The sequence below is a fragment of the Bradyrhizobium lupini genome (assembly GCF_040939785.1).
Lineage (GTDB): Bacteria > Pseudomonadota > Alphaproteobacteria > Rhizobiales > Xanthobacteraceae > Bradyrhizobium > Bradyrhizobium canariense_D.
Map to the genome: position 1 here is coordinate 2930928 of NZ_CP162553.1, position 18049 is coordinate 2948976.

Annotated in this window: 12 protein-coding genes and 1 pseudogene; 3 read left to right on the forward strand and 10 right to left on the reverse strand. The window is 65.3% G+C overall.

Going from position 1 to position 18049, the window contains the following annotated elements; translation table 11 throughout:
* The first annotated feature begins 312 nt into the window (after nt 1–312).
* Nucleotides 313–1320 (forward strand): DUF3592 domain-containing protein, encoded by a 1008-nt coding sequence (locus AB3L03_RS13950; RefSeq protein WP_368508807.1) that lies wholly within the window; start codon nt 313–315, stop codon nt 1318–1320.
* Nucleotides 1321–1326: 6 nt separating this feature from the next.
* On the opposite strand, the gene AB3L03_RS13955 is transcribed toward AB3L03_RS13950, so the two are convergent.
* Complete coding sequence (locus tag AB3L03_RS13955) at nt 1327–1956, reverse strand: glutathione S-transferase family protein (protein ID WP_368508808.1); 630 nt, start codon at nt 1954–1956, stop codon at nt 1327–1329.
* 157 nt (nt 1957–2113) lie between these two features.
* Here AB3L03_RS13955 and AB3L03_RS13960 point away from each other — a divergent pair, with 157 nt between their 5' ends.
* A complete protein-coding gene (locus AB3L03_RS13960; RefSeq protein ID WP_085385090.1) occupies nt 2114–3061 on the forward strand; it encodes a threonine/serine dehydratase in 948 nt (315 codons plus the stop codon).
* A 166-nt stretch (nt 3062–3227) separates the two neighbouring features.
* Here the strand turns inward: AB3L03_RS13960 and AB3L03_RS13965 are convergent, their stop codons facing one another.
* The 9 genes and pseudogenes from AB3L03_RS13965 to AB3L03_RS14005 form a co-directional block, all read right to left on the reverse strand.
* Entirely contained in the window at nt 3228–3833 is a 606-nt protein-coding gene (locus tag AB3L03_RS13965; protein WP_085361676.1) for a GNAT family N-acetyltransferase, read from the reverse strand.
* A gap of 94 nt (nt 3834–3927) precedes the next feature.
* A complete protein-coding gene (locus AB3L03_RS13970) occupies nt 3928–6375 on the reverse strand; it encodes a penicillin acylase family protein (protein ID WP_085361629.1) in 2448 nt (815 codons plus the stop codon).
* A 46-nt stretch (nt 6376–6421) separates the two neighbouring features.
* Entirely contained in the window at nt 6422–7924 is a 1503-nt protein-coding gene (glpK, locus tag AB3L03_RS13975) for a glycerol kinase GlpK (protein WP_368508809.1), read from the reverse strand.
* A 369-nt stretch (nt 7925–8293) separates the two neighbouring features.
* The gene (locus AB3L03_RS13980; protein ID WP_368508810.1) at nt 8294–9067 is read right to left on the reverse strand and encodes an SDR family NAD(P)-dependent oxidoreductase; all 774 of its coding nucleotides are present in this window, start codon (nt 9065–9067) and stop codon (nt 8294–8296) included.
* Nucleotides 9068–9217: 150 nt separating this feature from the next.
* A complete protein-coding gene (gene pimD, locus AB3L03_RS13985) occupies nt 9218–10360 on the reverse strand; it encodes a pimeloyl-CoA dehydrogenase small subunit (protein ID WP_368508811.1) in 1143 nt (380 codons plus the stop codon).
* A 132-nt stretch (nt 10361–10492) separates the two neighbouring features.
* The gene (gene pimC, locus AB3L03_RS13990; RefSeq protein WP_018454712.1) at nt 10493–11683 is read right to left on the reverse strand and encodes a pimeloyl-CoA dehydrogenase large subunit; all 1191 of its coding nucleotides are present in this window, start codon (nt 11681–11683) and stop codon (nt 10493–10495) included.
* A gap of 155 nt (nt 11684–11838) precedes the next feature.
* Nucleotides 11839–13026, reverse strand: coding sequence for an acetyl-CoA C-acyltransferase (locus tag AB3L03_RS13995; protein WP_368508812.1), 1188 nt, complete (start codon nt 13024–13026; stop codon nt 11839–11841).
* Nucleotides 13023–14716, reverse strand: a pseudogene (gene pimA / locus AB3L03_RS14000) (dicarboxylate--CoA ligase PimA). Before pimA ends, AB3L03_RS13995 begins: the two are co-directional and overlap by 4 nt.
* A gap of 217 nt (nt 14717–14933) precedes the next feature.
* Nucleotides 14934–17030 (reverse strand): 3-hydroxyacyl-CoA dehydrogenase NAD-binding domain-containing protein, encoded by a 2097-nt coding sequence (locus tag AB3L03_RS14005; RefSeq protein ID WP_354159505.1) that lies wholly within the window; start codon nt 17028–17030, stop codon nt 14934–14936.
* A gap of 127 nt (nt 17031–17157) precedes the next feature.
* Here AB3L03_RS14005 and AB3L03_RS14010 point away from each other — a divergent pair, with 127 nt between their 5' ends.
* Nucleotides 17158–18024: an IclR family transcriptional regulator gene (locus AB3L03_RS14010; RefSeq protein WP_018458483.1), complete on the forward strand. Its 867-nt coding sequence runs from the start codon at nt 17158–17160 to the stop codon at nt 18022–18024.
* Nucleotides 18025–18049 lie beyond the last annotated feature (25 nt).

Below are 18049 nucleotides of genomic sequence, written 5' to 3' on the forward strand. Positions count from 1 at the left end.
CTGTAACATTCCATCATCGCCGACCGTGCCCGTTTGATACTCCCTCGCCAGTCGCCATCACGGCGCGTGCCACACGTTCGCTGTCGTCCTGGCGAAAGCCATCCATACCGGGTGATCCATTGGTGGCCATCGCAGGCAATACCGAACGACCAATCTTCGCCAAATGACCCGCTGGGGCAATGGGTCCTGGCTTTCGCCAGGACGACATTGGTGAAGCTATGCCTGGCATGTGCTGGGGCAACGCACAGCATCGAACGCAAAGCGCGTTCGCCGCGACCAATGGCGGTCGCCGCCGAAGCGCAGGGGAATCGGATGCTGAACGCCCAACAATTGATGTGGACACAGATTGCCGCCGGCATCGCCGTGCTGCTGTTTGGATTGACGCTGTTCAATCTGATCCGCATGCGGGGCCGGATGGTGGCGGCGCGGAGCTGGGACAAGGTTGAGGGCATCATCACGGTCTCCCAAGTCGACCAGCCGACGGCGCATTCCTCGGACGATCGGAACGACGCCAAGCCCATCATCCGCTATCGCTATCAGGCCGGCGGCCAGGAGCTGGAAGGCGACAAGATCTTTGTCGGCGGCACCGTCATCACGACGAGGGTCCTGGCCGCAAAACTGACCGGACGCTATCCGGTCGGCGCCCATGTCGAGGTCCATGTCGATCCGAAGCAACCGACAGAGGCGCTGCTGGAGCCTGCCGCCGCGCAGAACGTCGCGGCCCTGGTGGCGTTCACAATGGTGTTCGGCGTCATCGCCGCCACCCTGACCGCGCATTCGTTCGCGGGCCACGTGCTCTACGCCGACAAGGGCGTCCCGCTGTTCGCGTTCGCGGTGCCGATCATCGTGCTCGTGGGCGGGGTGTTCCTCGCCGCCGATTATGTCCGGACGCGCCGGCGGGCGAGCGCCAGCCTGCGCTGGCCGACCGCGTCGGGCAGGGTCACCCATTGCGACGTGATCGAGGAAATCATCGAAGAGAAGACCGAGCACGACAATCGACCGACGACTTCAAAGCTCGTCCACCGCTATCAGGTCGACCTGCGCTACGCCTACAGAGTCGGCAAGCGCGACTTCATCGGCACCGAAGTCGATTGGAACGGCACCATGATCTCCGGCCTGCGCGAGGTCGCCGAAGAGGCCGCGGCGAAATATCGGCCTGGGAAGAGCGTCCAAGTCTATTACGATCCGGACCAGCCCGGACAAGCCGTGCTGGAGCCTGCAAGCCGGGGAGGCGCGCTGGGGCCGCTGATCGGTGCCGCGGTCTGCGCGGTCGTCGGCGGCCTGTTCCTGACGATCCTGATCAAGGTCGGGTTCGCGTAGCGGCGATCACCCCTTCGGCGGTGACAGTGGCTGCACGATCTCCTTGAACGGCGCCAGCGCCTCGCACGCGTCGGCATGCGCCGACAGCGCCGGATAGCGCGATGGCTCGAACAACTGCGGATGGGCCTCGCGGGTGAAGCGGACGACGCAGGCGACCACAATATCGGCGTGGCCGATGCGGTCACCCAGCCAGTACGGCGTGGTCACCTTGGCGCGCTCGGCCTCCAGCGCTTTCAGCACGTCCGCGATCTGCGCCTGGCAGCGCTCGACCCATAGCGTAAGCTGCTCCTTCCGCAGCACGCGTTCGTAGAGCAGGCTCACGGCCTTGTCGCCGAGGCCGGACGCGAGCGCGCAGATGCGCAAGTGATGCCGGCGCTCGGCGCCGGAGCGCGGCAGCATCGCCTTCTCCGGCCCGGCGAGCTCGTCGAGATAATCGAGGATGAACGTGCTCTCGATCAGCGCCTCGCCGTCGTCGAGCACCAGCGTCGGCACGCGGCGCAGCGGATTATAGGGCGCGATCTTGTCGGCGTCGCCGAAGGTCGACCACGGCCTGTGCTCGAAGGCGAGGCCGTAAAGCCGCAGCGCAATCGCGACGCGGCGGACGAAGGGGGAATCATATTGGCCGATCAGGAACATGGTTTTGCGCTCTTCTCTGGCTTTTGGACGAGGCAGGGCCGATCAGTTTCCACGGCAAGGCCGCAGTGGCGCAAGCAAAATCATGGAAGTGGAGCATTGCGCTGCATGCAACGGCGCCGCGACAGCGGCTGCCGGATGCGTTATCAAGGACGGCATCATGACAGCAACAATGGACATCAATCGGGAGCGGATCGCGGCGACCGAGGCCGTCATCCGTCCGCACATACGGCGCACGCCGCTCGTTGAGGCCGATCTCGCCGATTTTGGCCTGCCGGCTTCTCCCGTCACGTTCAAGCTCGAGATGCTGCAGCATTCCGGATCGTTCAAGGCGCGGGGTGCCTTCGCCAACCTGCTGTTGCGCCGGCTGCCGGAAGCCGGTGTCGTCGCCGCATCGGGCGGCAATCACGGCGCGGCGGTGGCGTATGCGGCGCAGCGGCTCGGCATCCCGGCCACGATTTTCGTGCCCGAGATCACCTCGCCGGCCAAAGCCGAGCGTATCAGAGGCTATGGCGCGAAACTCGTGATTGCGGGCAGCCGCTATGCCGACGCGCTCGCCGCAAGCGAAACCCATGTCGCGCAGACCGGCGCCATGGCGGTGCATGCCTACGACCAGGTCGAGACCTTGCTCGGTCAGGGCAGTGTCGGAATGGAGCTGGAGCAGGATGCACCGGGCATTGACACGGTGCTGGTTGCAGTCGGCGGCGGCGGCCTGATCGGTGGCATGGCGGCCTGGAGTGCCGGCAGGACGCGCATCGTCGCGGTCGAGCCGGAGCAGTCGCCAACGCTTCACGCCGCCTTCGCGGCAGGCGCGCCGATCGATGCGCCGGCGGGCGGCATCGCCGCCGATAGTCTCGCCCCGCGACGTGTCGGACAATTGATGTTTCCGATTGCGCGGGCCCATGTCGAGCGGGTCGTCCTGGTCGCCGACGACGCGATCAAGCAGGCGCAGTCGGCCTTGTGGTCGAGCCTGCGCCTGGTGGCCGAGCCCGGCGGCGCCGCCGCATTTGCCGCCTTGCTCTCCGGTCGCTATCGCCCCTCACCCGGCGAGCGGGTCGCGGTACTGGTTTGTGGCGCCAACACCAATGCGGTGAATTTCAACAGCTAGCGAGCTTCGCATGATCTGGAGCGCGTAGCCCGAATGAAAAGGGACGACGGTGCCACGCTCCGTCATTGCGAGCGCAGAGAAGCAATCCGGTATCTCTCGGCGGAAACAGACTGGATTGCTTCGTCGCAAGGGCTCCTTGCAATGACGGGTAGGAGGCAGCTCTGCACTATCCGATGATCGGCATATGCCTCGCCGCCGTCCGCGGCACCGTGCCATCGAGCCGCGGATCGTCGGCGATCTCAATCTGGCGGCGGAACGGGCGGAAGCCGAAGCGCTGATAGAACGCAACGGCCGACGGATGATCGAAGGTGCAGGTGTGCACCCAGACGCGGGACAAATCGCGTGACCATGCGATTTCAAGTGCATGGTTCATCATGAAGCGGGCGGCACCACTGCCGATCAGTTTTGCGGTGACGCCGAAATACACCAGCTCGCACTGGCCGGCCTCGCGAAAGTCCAGCTCCAGCAGGCCTTCATCGCGGCCGTCCACGACAAGCGTATAGACCTCGACGCCCGGCGCATGGATGACGGCAGCGAGCTCGGCATCGTTCATGCGCGCCCGCGAAAACCACAACCACTCCTCGCCGACGCGGCGATGGAGGTCGCGATACCAATGAAGCGCGGGGGTATCGACCTTGCGCAGGGTCCAAAGACCTGATGGAGCGCCGGGCGGATCGGCGCGGCGCGCGGGGCGCGCGGTCATCTCGAGATGGGTAACGACGGCGGCGATCTTGCCGGCGGGGATGTCGGAATAGCCGTCGGGGAGGATCATGGGATGCGTCCCTTTGAAGCTGAGCGCCGGCCACACATTCCGGGTCGTCCTGGCTTTCGCCAGGACGACGGCGGAGTTTGTGGATACGCCTCATTCACCGCGGCGTCAGCGTGATCGCCTCCGCCGCCGCCGCTTCGACCGCAGCGCGGCTGTAGAGCAGCGGCACATACTGGCCGGTCGCCCACAGCGGCGCGAGGTCGCGATAGTGGCCGCTGAAGGGATCGCCCGACTGGCCCGGCGTGTTGATGGTGCGGCTCGCATCCCAATTGCCGACGTCGAGCACCATGCGGAACGAGGCGCCGGCGAACAGCTGATAATCGGTGCGGCGGTAGGTGGCCGCGCGCGGCACATTGGCCGCGCCGCCGTAGGCCAGCGGACCGACCGAGAGCTGAGCGGCCGTCGCCTTGTCGGCAAGCGGCATCAGAGCATGGTCGAATTTTGCGACGTGCAGGCGGCCCCAGCGCCAGGTTGAGGAATCGGCCCCGAGCTTGGCCGTCACATCGGCCACCGCGGCGCCGAGGCTGTCGCGCAGGATCTGGTCGCGCGCGGCGGCGGGATCGGAGCCAAACGACGCGTCTGGAGATTCCAAGAAGGCAACAAGCGCCGAAATGCTCGACGCCTCGGGCGCGATCAGGTCGGCGGCCTTGGGCGCCGTGGTCTTCAACAGTACCGGTCCAAGATGATTGGCGATCCAGACCTCGAACACCGCAGCAGCGGCACTGTCGGCGGCATCACGGGCATTCCACGGCTTGAGCAGTTCGAGGCCCTTCTTCACGTTGGCATCGTCCGAAGTGAGCGGCTGCAACAGCTTGACCAGCCGCCGGCCCAGCATCGTGGTGTCGTCGTTCTGCAGATCCATGGCATCGGCCAGCGTCACCTTGCTGTTGGCCTTCAGGACCTCGGTGATACGCTGCCAGCGCGCACTGTCCGCCCATTCGAAGCCGACCTTGCGCTCGCTGACGGGATAATCCGCCGGCAGGTTCATCTGGTTGGCGGTGGCGAGAAAGCCCTGCTTGGGCTGATAGGCCTTGGGCAGTTCGTCGAGCGAGAGAAAACCCTGCCATTCGTAGCGGCCGTCGCCGGGCACCGGCATCAGGCCATCATAGTTGGCGCGCCGCGGCGTCTTGCCGGCGGCGACCCAGCCGATATTGCCCTTGGTGTCCGCATAGACCTGATTCTCCGACGGCGCGCCCCAGCGCCGCATTGCGCCGAGGAATCCGTTCCAGTCCTTCGCGGTCATGTAGTCGGAGGAGCCGAAATAGGCCGAGGTGCCGGGCTCGAACCAGATCGAGCGCACGGCGAAGGCGCGCTTGTTGGCGTCATCGACATAGATCACCGGACCATGCCGGGTGAATTTCAGCTCGAGATCGCGATCGCTCTCGCCTTTCACCTGCTCTTTCTCGTGGACGATGCGCATGTCCTCCCAGCCAGTGCCATAGCGGTACTGGTTGGGATTCTCCGGATTGAGCTCGTAGACGTAGAGGTCTTCCTGGTCGACGTTGAAGATGGTGAGACCGAAGGCGATGGTGCCGTTGTGGCCGATTGAGATGCCGGGCAGCGCCGGCTCGCCCGCACCGATCACGGAGAGGCCGGGCGCATTGAGGCCGACGATGTAGCGCAGCGACGGCACGCTGTGCTCGCGATGCGGATCGTTGGCGAGGATCGGCCGTCCCGTCGCGGTCCGCGACGCCGCGATCACCCAATTGTTGGAGCCGATGGTGTCGCGTTGCTGGTCGGCCTCGGTGAGGTACTTGTCGGGATCGTGCGCGAGTGCGGCCTGGCGATCTTTCGGCGCGGCAAAGGCGACCGGACGCGTTGCCAGATCGTAAGGCGCCAGCACCGCCTTCGGCACGCTGCAGGGATCGAGACCATCGGGAATCTTCGTCGTCCAGGCCGGCTCGAGCTTGACGCGAAACCGATCGGCATCGAGGCCGGCCGCACAGGCGACCAACGAGCGCTTGACCTCGGAGGCGACATTGCGCGTCAGGCCGTGGCTGCGGATGCGGACGATGTCGTCCGCCGTCCACGGATCCGGCCTGGTACCGGCGATCCTGAATTCGATCGGCAGCGGGCGCTTGCCCGCGCGCACATCGGCGACATAGGCGTTGACCCCGGCGACGAATGCCTCCGCATAGGTCCTCCCCTTGGGGCCGTAAGCCGCCCATTCCGCATTCATATCGCCGCGATAGAGAAAGAGCCGCAGCGCCTTGTCCTGTTCGGCATAGGCCGGGCCGAAATCCTTAGCCAGCAGACCAAGTCCGCGCTTGCGCCAGAGATCGATCTGCCAGAGCCGGTCGCGCGCGGCGTTGAAGCCCTGCAGGAAAAACAGGTCGTGCTCATTGTCTGCATAGATGTGGGGGATGCCCCAGACATCGACCAGAATCTGCGCGGGAGCATTGAGACCGGCGACGTCGGTCTTGACCTGACGCGCGCTTCCGAGCGGGTCCGGCTTCTCACGCGCGAGGGAGGTCGAGGTGAGCAGCGCGGCGCAGATCGCGGCACCGCAGAGCTTTTGGACGACCCGGTTGAGATCCGTGTTCATTGTCGTTTCTCCCGTTTGTTGTTGTTTGGCGCGTCGTGCGCGCCCGTTATTCGCCCTCGTCGCTCGCGAGCACGCCCTTCACCGCCCTTGTCCATCCCGCGAGCTTCCGCTCGCGCGTCGCCTGGCTCATGTTGGGCTTGAAGCGGTGCTCGAGGCGCCAGTTGTCGGCGAATTTGGTCGGCTCGGGATAGACGCCAGCCTGGAGGCCGGCAAGATAGGCGGCGCCCAGTGCCGTCGTCTCCTGGATCACGGGGCGATCGACCGGCGCATCGAGCAGGTCGGCGAGGCGCTGCATGGTCCAGTCGGATGCGGTCATGCCGCCATCGACGCGGAGCACGACGCTTGCCACCTCCGAGCTCGGCCAGTCGGCGCGCATTGCGGCCCAGAGATCAAAGGTCTGGTAGCAGACGCTTTCCAGGGCGGCGTGGGCAAGCTCGGCCGGGCCGGTGTTGCGGGTGAGGCCGAACAGGGCGCCGCGCACGCGCGGATTCCAGTACGGCGCGCCCATGCCGACGAAGGCCGGGACGAGATAGACGCTCTGCATGGAGTCCGACTGATCGGCGAGAGGTCCGGTCTCGGCGGCATGCTTGATGATGCCGAGGCCGTCGCGCAGCCACTGCACTGCCGAACCTGCGACGAAGATCGAGCCTTCGAGCGCATAGGTGCGCTTGCCCCCGAGCTGGTAGGCGATGGTGGTGAGCAGCTTGTTCTTCGAGGCCACGGGCGTGGTGCCGGTGTTGAGCAGGGCGAAGCAGCCGGTGCCGTAAGTCGATTTCATCATCCCCGGACGGAAGCAGGCCTGGCCGATGGTCGCGGCCTGCTGGTCGCCGGCGATGCCGCAGATCGCAATGGCGCCGCCGAACAAATCCGGCGTGCTCTCGCCGAAACGGGCGGAGGAATCCTTCACCTCGGGCAGCATCGAGCGCGGCACGCCGATGATCTCGAGCAGTTCGTCGTCCCACTGGCCGGTGTGGATGTTGAACAGCAGCGTGCGCGAGGCGTTGGTGGCGTCGGTGGCGTGGACCTTGCCGCCGGTGAGACGCCACAGCAGATAGCAATCGACGGTGCCGAACATCAGCTCGCCGCGGGCAGCGCGCGCCCGTGCGCCGGGGACGTGGTCGAGAATCCAGGCGGCCTTGGTGCCGGAGAAATAGGGATCGATGATCAGGCCGGTCTTCTGCGAGATCACGGGCTCGCGGCCGTCGGCTTTCAGTTTCGCGCAGATGTCGGCGGTGCGGCGGTCCTGCCAGACGATGGCGCGATGCACGGCCTGCCCGGTGGCGCGGTCCCACACCACGGTGGTCTCGCGCTGGTTGGTGATGCCGATCGCGGCGATGTCCTTTGCGCCGATACCGGCCTGCGCGATCGCGTCGCGGCAGACCGTCACGGTCGAGGTCCAGATGTCCTCGGGCTCGTGCTCGACCCAACCCGAGGCGGGGAAATGCTGCGGAAACTCGGCCTGCGCCTTCGCCGCAATGGAAATGTCGCCGCGAAACACGATCGCGCGCGAGGAGGTGGTGCCCTGGTCGATGGCGAGGACGAAAGACATGGAATCAAACCTTGGGGTTTCTTTGGCGTTTTCCCGGCGTTGTCCGGTGAGGGGCTATTGTGTTTCGCCAAAGGGAGCGGATTAGGGCGGCAAGGTCAAGACGGCTGTCCTCCCACCCTCCCCCTGGAGGGCAGGGTGGGCTCGCATGCAGCGAAGTGGAACGCGAACCGGGACGGGGTGACAGACTATCCGCGAAGTTGGCGCTTCGAATTCTGAGCAGCAGCCGTCTCGTCGACGCAAGCGATACCGCCTTTGCGGCTTCACCCCACCCCGCCTCGCGTTGCGCTCTGGGCAACACGAAGCGACCCTCCCCCTCTAGCGGAGGAAAAGTGAAGCGCGCCCGGCGTACCATTGCAAGTAGAGCAGAAGTTACGGCGCCGCCGTGGTCACGCCGCCGTCGATGACGATCGTTTGTCCCGTCATGAAGCTCGACGCGTCGGAGGCGAGGTAGGCCACTGCGCCTGCGATTTCGTCGGGTTCGCCGATACGGCGGAGCGGCGTGGTGGCCGTGCGGCGTTTCAGATTCGCTTCGTCTTCCCACAGCGCGCGGGCGAAGTCGGTCTTGACGAGGCCGGGCGCGATGCAGTTGACGCGGACGCCTTTCGGGCCCCATTCGCCGGCGAGCGAACGACACAGCGCGAAGTCGGCGGCTTTCGAGATGCCGTAGGCGCCGATCACGGTCGAACCGCGCAAGCCCCCGATCGAGGAGATGATGACGACTGAGCCGCTGCCGCGCTCCGCCATCTGCGGGATCGCAAGCGCGGAGAGCCAGATGTTGCTCTTGACGTTGCTGCCCATGATCTTGTCGAAGGCCTCGTCGGTGATGTCGAGCAGCGGGCCGTAATACGGGTTGACCGCGGCGTTGCAGACGAGGATGTCGATCTTGCCGTAATGCTTGATCGTGCCGGCGATCAGCGCCTCGACCTCCTGCTTGCGCGCGATGTTGCAGGGGATGACGGTGGCCTCGCCGCCGGCCGCCTTGATGCCGTCGGCGACTGCCTTGCAGGCGTCGGCCTTGCGCGAGGAGACCACCACTTTGGCGCCGAGCTTTGCGAGCAGCTCGGCGGAGGAGCGGCCGATGCCGCGGCTGGAGCCGGTGACCACGGCGACCTTGCCGGTGAGATCGAACGGGGTGTTCTTCATTGTTGTTGGGCTCCGTTGAGGCCACTTGTTCAGACGACATCGCCCGGCTTGACCGGGCGATCCAGTATTCCAGAGACGGCGAGACTCGAACCAAGGGGCCGCGGCGTACTGGATCCCCCGCCTGCGAGGGGGATGACAGCGACCTTGTAGCTAGATCAACCCGCCACCGTCCGCCACGCGGCGCTGGTGGTAGTCGGTGTCGCCGAACGAGTTCTCGATCATGGTCAGGCGCTTGAAGTAATGGCCGATCTTCGCCTCCATGGTCATGCCGATGCCGCCGTGGAGCTGGATCGCCTGCTGTCCCACGAACTTCAGCGACTTGCCGATCTGCACCTTGGCCGCGGCAATAGCGTTGCTGCGCTCCTTGGCGTCCTCGAAATCAGCAGCCATGGTCGCGAACATCGACATCGATCGCGCCTGCTCGGTGGCGACGAACATGTCGGAGGCGCGGTGCTGCAGCGACTGGAACGAGCCGATCGGCACCCCGAACTGCTTGCGCGTCTTGATGTACTCGACCGTGGTCTTGAGCGATTCGTCCATCAGGCCGACCGCTTCGGCGCAGAGCGCGATGCGAGCTTCGTCGACCACACGCTCGATCAGCGCGAGCGAGTCGTCGGGATTGCCGAGCGCCGCATCGGCACCGATTTCGACGCCGGTGAAGGTGATGTCGGCGGCGTGCAGGCCGTCCTGGGTCGGGTACGACTTCTTGGCGACGCCCTTGGCGTCGGCCGGCACCAGGAACACGCCGATGCCGCTCTTGTCGCGGCGCTCGCCCCTGGTGCGCGCGGTGACGATGAGGGTATCTGCGTTCTCGCCGTTGAGCACGACGAACTTCTCGCCGTCGATGACCCAACCGTCGCCCTTCTTCTTCGCCGTCGTGGTGACGTCGAAGAGATCGTAGCGCGAGTTCTTCTCGAGCTGGGCAAAGGCGAGCGTCTTGCTGCCGTCGACGATGCCGGGCACATGCGCGGCCTTCTGCGCATCGCTGCCCGCATGGCGCAGGAAGCCGCCGCCGATCACGACGGTTGCGAGATAAGGCTCGAGCACCAGTGCCTTGCCGAGCGCTTCCATCACGATCATGGTCTCGACGCCGCCGCCGCCGAAGCCGCCATCGGCCTCCGCGAAGGGCAGACCGAGCAGGCCCTGGTCGGCGAGCTTGCCCCAAACGGCTTTGCTCCAGCCGCCCTTCTCCTTCATGTACTTCTTGCGGCTCTCGAAATCGTAGGAATCGGTCAAGAGGCCGTCGATGCTTTCCTTGAGAAGCCGCTGCTCCTCGTTCAGATCAAAATCCATGTTCTTTGCTCTCCGGTATCGATTTCGTCATGCCCGGCCTTATGCCGGGCATCCACGTTCTTTCGTGGCGCTAGGCGTGGATGGCCGGGTCAGGCCCGGCCGTGACGGTGAGTGCGTGTTGATGGTGTACGATCAAAGCCCCAGCACCGCCTTGGCGATGATGTTGCGCTGGATCTCGTTGGAGCCGCCGTAGATCGAGACCTTGCGGTTGTTGAAATAGCTCGGCGCGATCTGGGCGGTCCAGTCCATGGCTTCGTTCGAGCCGTCGTCGCCGTGCACGTCATAGGGTGCCGCGAACGGGCCGATCACCTCCATCAGCAGCTCGGTGGTGGTCTGCTGGATCTCGGAGCCCTTGATCTTCAGCACCGAGGAAGCCGGATTGGGCTTGCCTTTGCCGTGCTTGCCTTCGTCGGCGACGACGCGGAGCTGGGTGAGTTCGAGCGCCTTGAGCTCGATCTCGCAGGCCGCGAGCTTGTCGCGGAAGGCCGCGTCCTGAATGATCGGCTTGCCGCCGGATTCGACCTTGGAGGCGAGATCGCGGATGCGGCGGAGCCGCTCCTTGGAGACGCCGACCCGCGCGATGCCGGTGCGCTCATTGCCGAGCAGGAATTTCGCGTAATCCCAGCCCTTGTTCTCCTCGCCGATCAGGTTCTCGATGGGCACTTCGACGTCGTCGAAGAACACCTCGTTGACCTCGGCGCCGCCGTCGATGGTCTGGATCGGGCGCACCGTGACGCCCTTCGACTTCATCGAGAACACGATGAAGGAGATGCCCATCTGCTTCTTGGCGGACGGGTCGGTGCGGCAGAGGCAGAAGATCATGTCGGCGTGCTGGGCGAGCGTGGTCCAGGTCTTCTGGCCGTTGATGATCCACTTGTCGCCCTTGCGCTCGGCCTTCGTCTTCAGCGAGGCGAGGTCGGAGCCGGAGCCGGGCTCGGAGAAGCCCTGGCACCACCAGTCGTCGACATTGGCGATGCGCGGCAGATACTGCTTCTTCTGCTCTTCATTGCCGAAGGTGTAGATGACGGGACCCACCATGCTGACGCCGAAGGCGAGCGGCTGCGGCGCCGGATAGGACTGCAGCTCCTCGTTGAAGATATAGTGCTGCACGGAGGTCCAGCCGGTGCCGCCATATTGCTTGGGCCAGTGGCTGACGCCCCAGCCCTTCTTGTTGAGGATGCGCCACCACGTCACCATCTCGTCCTTCGAGAGGTGGCGGCCCTCGACCAGCTTGCGCCGCGTATCCGGCGGCACGTTGTCGCGGAAGAATGACCGCACTTCCTCGCGAAACGCCTGCTCTTCTTTCGTGAATGCGAGATCCATCGGATCCTCCTGTGAATGTGTCGTCCCGGCGAAGGCCGGGACCCATAACCACCGGCCTTCGTTGGTTTGCGAAGGCCATTGTTGTTCGCGTGCCACACTCCTGCTGCGGAGTATGGGTCCCGGCTTTCGCCGGGACGACGGTTACTGGACGACGGCTACTGCAACACCTCGAAAAGCCCCGCCGCGCCCATGCCGCCGCCGACGCACATGGTGACGACCGCGTACTTCGCCTTGCGGCGGCGGCCTTCAATCAGAGCGTGGCCGGTGAGGCGCGCGCCCGACATGCCGTAGGGATGGCCCACCGCGATCGCGCCGCCGTCGACATTGATCTTGTCGGGGTCGATGCCGAGCTTGTCGCGGCAATACAGCACCTGCACCGCGCAAGCTTCGTTCAGCTCCCACAGGCCGATGTCGTCGACGGTCAGGCCATGACGCTTGAGCAGGCGCGGCACGGCGAATACCGGGCCGATGCCCATCTCGTCCGGCTCGCAGCCGGCGGAGACGAAGCCGCGGAAGATGCCGAGCGGGTTCAGCCCGCGCTTTGCCGCTTCCTTGTCGCTCATGATCACGCTCGCGCTGGCCCCGTCCGAAAGCTGGCTGGCATTGCCGGCGGTGACCGAAAATCCCTCGCCACGGACGGCCTTGAGGCCGGCGAGGCCTTCTGCGGTGGTCTCGGGGCGCGGGCCCTCGTCCTGCGACAGCGTGACGTCCTTGAACGAGACTGCACCGGTGGCCTTGTCGGTCACCGCCATCCTGGTGGTGATCGGCGCGAGCTCATCCTTGAACTTTCCGCCCTGCTGCGCCGCGGCGGTGCGGCGCTGGCTCTCCAGCGAATATTCGTCCTGCTTTTCGCGCGAGATGCCGTAGCGCTTGGCGACGATCTCGGCGGTGTCGATCATGGGCATGTAGACCTCGCCCTTGATCTCGAGCAGCGCCGGGTCCTGCGCGTGGAAGCCGTTCATCTTGTCGTTCTGCACCAGCGAGATGGACTCGCCGCCACCGCCGACCGCGATCTCGACACCGTCGAAGATCACCGAACGCGCGGCGAGCGCGATCGCCTGCAGGCCCGAGGCGCATTGCCGGTCGATAGTGGTGCCGGCGACGGTGACGGGGAGACCGGCACGGAGCAGCGCCTTGCGCGCGATGTTGCCGCCGGTCGCGCCCTGCTGGAGTGCTGCGCCCATCACGACGTCCTCGACCTCCTTGGGGTCGATCTTGGCGCGCGCGACGGCCTCGCCGATGGCGTGGCCGAGCAGCGTTGCGCCCTCGGTGGCGTTGAGCGCGCCGCGATAGGCCTTCCCGATCGGGGTGCGGGCGGTGGAAACGATGACGGCGTCGGTCAAGCGCGATCTCCTGATGCAAGTCGGGTGGCAAGTTGGGCGGATTGTGACGGTTTCTGCCGCTGGCGCAATTCGTGGCGCGACAGCTTTCCGACCGGCGTGCGCGGCAGATCGTGGACGAATTCGACCTCCGCCGGCAATTCGTGCTTGCCGAGCTTGCCGGCGAGCTGAGCGCGCAGCTCGTCGAGCGAGAACGGCTTTGCATCCGTCTTCAGCTTGATGAAGGCTTTGGCGGCCTCGCCGCGGTACTGGTCGGGAATACCGAGCACGATCACCTCGTGCACGCCTGGTATGGTATAGATCGCCTGCTCGATCATCTGCGGATAGACGTTGAAGCCGCCAGAGATGATCATGTCCTTCTTGCGGTCGACCAGGAAGAAATAGCCGTCGGTATCGACATAGCCGATGTCGCCGGTGAGGAAGCGGCCGTCGACGAAGGCCTCCGCGGATCCTTCGGGCTTATTCCAGTAGCCTTTGGTGACGTTCGGGCCCTTGATGCAGATCTCGCCGACTTCGCCCGGCGGCAGCACCTTCGAGGGATCGTCCAGGGAAACGACGTCGAGCTCGATGCCGGGCAGCATCAGGCCGATCGAGCCGGGCTTATCGGGACCTGTAGGCGGATGGCCGGTGCCGGGCGAGCAGGTCTCGGTCATGCCCCAGCCGCTGCGGAGCTTCTTGCCGACTTTGCGCTCGAAGAAACTCGCGATCTCCACCGGCAGCGGCGCGCCCCGGAGCCGATCGTCGCCAGCGAGGAGAAATCGCGCTTGTCGAGATCGGGAAGGGCTGCGATCGCGATCCACATCGTCGGCACGCCGGGAAAGTAGGTTGCGCGCTTGATTTCGATGTCGCGCATCACCGCTTCGACGTCAAAACGCTGATGCAGCGAGATCAGATTGCCGCGCCTGAGCGAGGACAGCAGCACGACGGTGAGCGCATAGATGTGGAACAGCGGCAGCACGCAGATCACGCGCTCGACGACGTCGCCACGCGTCGCGCGCGACGGCTTGCCCCAGACGTCGTAGATCGACACGGCCGAGGTGAGATTGCCGTGGGTCAGCATCGCGCCTTTGGGCAAGCCGGTGGTGCCACCGGTATATTGCAGCAGCGCGACATCGTCGGCGCTCACTTGCGGCCACTCTGCCGGCGCGGTGGCGCCCTCGACAAAGGCCTTGAAGGTGACGATGCGGGGATCGCTGGGGATCGCAGCCTGCGGCGTGCCGACCTTACCCCAATTATCGTCCTCGCAGACCACCAGGCGGTCGATCAGGCCCTTCTCCAGGAATTTCAGCGCGGTCGGCAGCAACGCCGCCAGGTTAGAGGTGACGAGCAGGCGCGAACCGGAATCGGAGACCTTGTGCGTCAGCGCGATCTCGCCGTCGAGCGGTGAGAGATGCGCGACGCGGGCGCCGGCCTTCAGCGCGCCGAAGAAATTGACGGGATGGTCCGGCGTATTGCCGAGGAACAGCGCGACCGAACTGTTCTTGCCGTAGCCGGCGCGCAGGAAGGCGGCGGCTGCGCGCTCAGCCATCGCGGCGAGTTCGCTGTAGGTAATCGGATGGTCGCGGAATTCCAGCGCGGTGCGCGGGCCGTACTCGGCGGCGGCTTTTGCCAGCAGATCAGGCAGCGTGCCCTGGACGATGGTGTCGTCCCAGCGCACGCCCTCGGGATAAAACTGTTCGCCGGGATGGGTCATTAGGGGTCGTTACTCTGCAAGGCGGCCGCGACGATACCGTGTGAGGTGGGCACAAGCGGACCGGCTCCCTTCCCCCTTGTGGGGAAAGGTTGGGGAAGGAGGTGGCCACAAACGCCGGCGCCCGGGCCTGCCCCCGTCCCTGACCCTCCCCCACAACGGGGGAGGGAACGGAGAGAGCGTTGCCCGGGACGAGACATCACAGCCACCGCCAATCCAATCACGCCGCTTTCGAGCCCGCCGCGAGCGAGGCGAAGGTCTTGCCTTCGGCCGCGAGCTTCTTCAGCAGCGGCGCGGGCTCGAGGCTCGGATCGTTGGTCTCCTTGGCGTAGAAGGAGAGCCGATCGGCGATGTGCTTGAGGCCGACGGTGTCGGCCCAGAACATCGGGCCGCCGCGGTAGATCGGCCAGCCATAGCCATAGAGCCAGACCACGTCGATATCGGACGGGCGCGCGGCAATGCCCTCTTCCAGGATCTTCGCGCCCTCGTTGATCATCGGGTACATCATGCGCTCGAGGATCTCATCGTCGCTGACGACGCGCTTCTTGCGGCCCAAACGAAGCAGCGTCTCGTCGATCAGCTTCTCGACTTCGGGATCGGGCAGCGCCGAACGGGAGCCGGCTTCGTATTTGTAATAGCCCTTGCCGGTCTTCTGGCCGAAGCGTCCGGCTTCGCAGAGCGCATCCGCGATCTCCGACTTGATGCCGCGGTCCTTGCGCGAGCGCCAGCCGATGTCGAGGCCGGCGAGGTCACCCATCGCGAACGGCCCCATCGGCATGCCGAACTTCGTCACGACGGCGTCGACCTGCTGCGGAAGCGCGCCTTCGAACAGCAGTTTCTCGGACTGCTTGCCGCGCTGGGCCAGCATGCGGTTGCCGACAAAGCCGTCGCAGACGCCGACCACGGCCGGCACTTTTGCGATTTTGCGCGCGATCGAGACCGCCGTCACAAGGGCATCCGGCGCGGTCTTGTCGGCGCGCACGATCTCGCACAATTTCATGACGTTGGCGGGAGAGAAGAAGTGCATGCCGAGCACGTCCTGCGGACGCTTGGTCGACTTCGCGATCTCGTCGATGTTCAGGTAGGAGGTGTTGGAGGCGAGCACGGCGCCCGGCTTGACGTACTGGTCGAGCTTGCCGAACACTTCCTTTTTCACTGCCATGGTCTCGAACACGGCTTCGATGACGAGGTCGGCGTCGCCGACGTTCTCGATGCCCACGACGCCGTTGATCAGCGCCATGCGCTTCGCGGGCGCATCCGCCGGGATGCCGCCCCGTGCCGCGGTCGCTTCCCAGTTCTTCTGCATGATGCCCATGCCGCGCTTGAGCTGCTCCTCGCCTGTCTCGATCAGGGTGACGGGAACGCCGGCATTGGCAAAGGACATCGCGATGCCACCGCCCATCGTGCCGGCGCCGAGGATGGCGACGCGGTTCACGGGCCGCGGCTTGGTCCCTTCAGGAACGCCGGCGATCTTGCTGGCCTCGCGCTCCGCGAAGAAGGCATAACGCTGCGCCTTGGACTGATCGCTGGCGACGAGCTTCAGGAAGCCCTCGCGCTCCTTCTTCAGACCTTCGTCGAACGGCAGGTCGATGGCGTAGCCGACGGCGTCGGCCGCCGCGAACGGCGCTTCCAGGCCGCGCGACTTCTTGGTCATGGCGGCGACCGCATTGGTGAAGATCGAGCGGTCGGCCTTGGCCGCCGCGATCTTGGAGTCGTCGTCACGCAGGCGGCGCAGCGGACGCTTTTCAGCCAGCAGCTTTCGTACGAAGGCTTCGCCACCGGCGGCCGGACCCTCGACGATCTCCTCGATCAGACCGTTCTTCAGCGCTTCCGCCGCTCCGATCGGATCACCGCCGACGATCATCTTGACCGCGAGCTCCGGTCCAACCGCGCGCGGCAGGCGCTGGGTGCCGCCGGCGCCCGGCAGCAGGCCGAGCTTCACCTCGGGGAGGCCGAGCTTGGCTTCCTTCACCGCGACGCGGAAATGACAGGCGAGCGCGACCTCGAGGCCACCGCCGAGCGCGGTGCCGTGGATCGCGGCCACGACCGGCTTCGGTGAATTCTCGATCTCGGAAAGCACGTCGTTAAGGGCGGGCGGCTTCGGCGGCTTGCCGAATTCGGTGATGTCGGCGCCCGCGATGAAGGTGCGGCCGGCACAGGTCAGCACGATGCCCTTGATGGCGGGATCGGCGACCGCGGCCTTGATGCACTCCAGAATTCCGCCACGAACCGCGGCGCTCAGCGCGTTGACCGGAGGGCTGTCGACCGTGACGATCCCGACTTCGTCATGACGCTCAAGCTTGACCACTTCGCTCACGGTGTCCCTCCTTGGTGGGGTAACTTTGTTCAATTTCGCACTGCAGAATTTAATTCCGCATCTTGACGGCAGGGTTATTTTGAAGCACGTGGCTTGTCAACGACTCCGCGCAAGAAGCAGATCAGGGATGAAGCGTACAGGAAAGAAGACAGCGACCGATCGGAATTTCGTCGTCGCGCTTTCCCGCGGACTTGACGTATTGCGCGCATTCCAGCCCAGCGACGGACTTCTTGGCAATCAGGAAATCGCGGCCCGCACCAATTTGCCCAAGCCGACCGTTTCGCGGCTGACCTATACCTTGACCAAGCTCGGCTATCTGACGCCGGTTCCCCGCTTCGAGAAATATCAGCTTGCGCCGGCCGCGATGGCGCTCGGCTACGCCGCGTTGTCCAATCTCGGCGTTCGGCATTTGTCCGAGCCGTTTCGCGAGGAAATGATGCGTGCGACCGGCGGCGCCGTCGCCATCGGCGGCCGCGACCGGCACAGCATGATCTATTTCGGACAGAGCCGTGGCAGCGAGACGGTTGGCGTTCAACTGGACGTCGGCTCCCGCGTGCCGATTGCAACCAGCGCGATGGGCCGCGCCTATTTCTGGGCACTCGACGAAGACAATCGCGCTGAACTGTCTCGTGTCTTGCGCGAACATTACGGCAGCCGCTGGCCCAAGATGCGCGACGGGTTGGAACGCTCCGGCGAGACGGTCGCGAAATATGGATTTGCGATTTCGGTCGGCGACTGGCACGACGACATCGGCGCCGCCGGCGTCGCGCTCAGACTCAACGACGGAACCGGTCCTTACGCATTCAATTGCGGCGCGCCCGCATTCCGCTTCACGGAAGAGCGTTTGATCAACGACATTGGACCGCGTCTGCTTGCGATGGTAAGGAACATCGAAGCGGCACTCGGGGGTCTGATGCCGCATTCCAAAAAAGACGTCAGCAAAAAGCTGAAATCAGGAGGGAAAGTTGCGCGTGTGGCCGAGGGGATCAGATAGCCTTTGTCATCATCGGGAGCGGTTC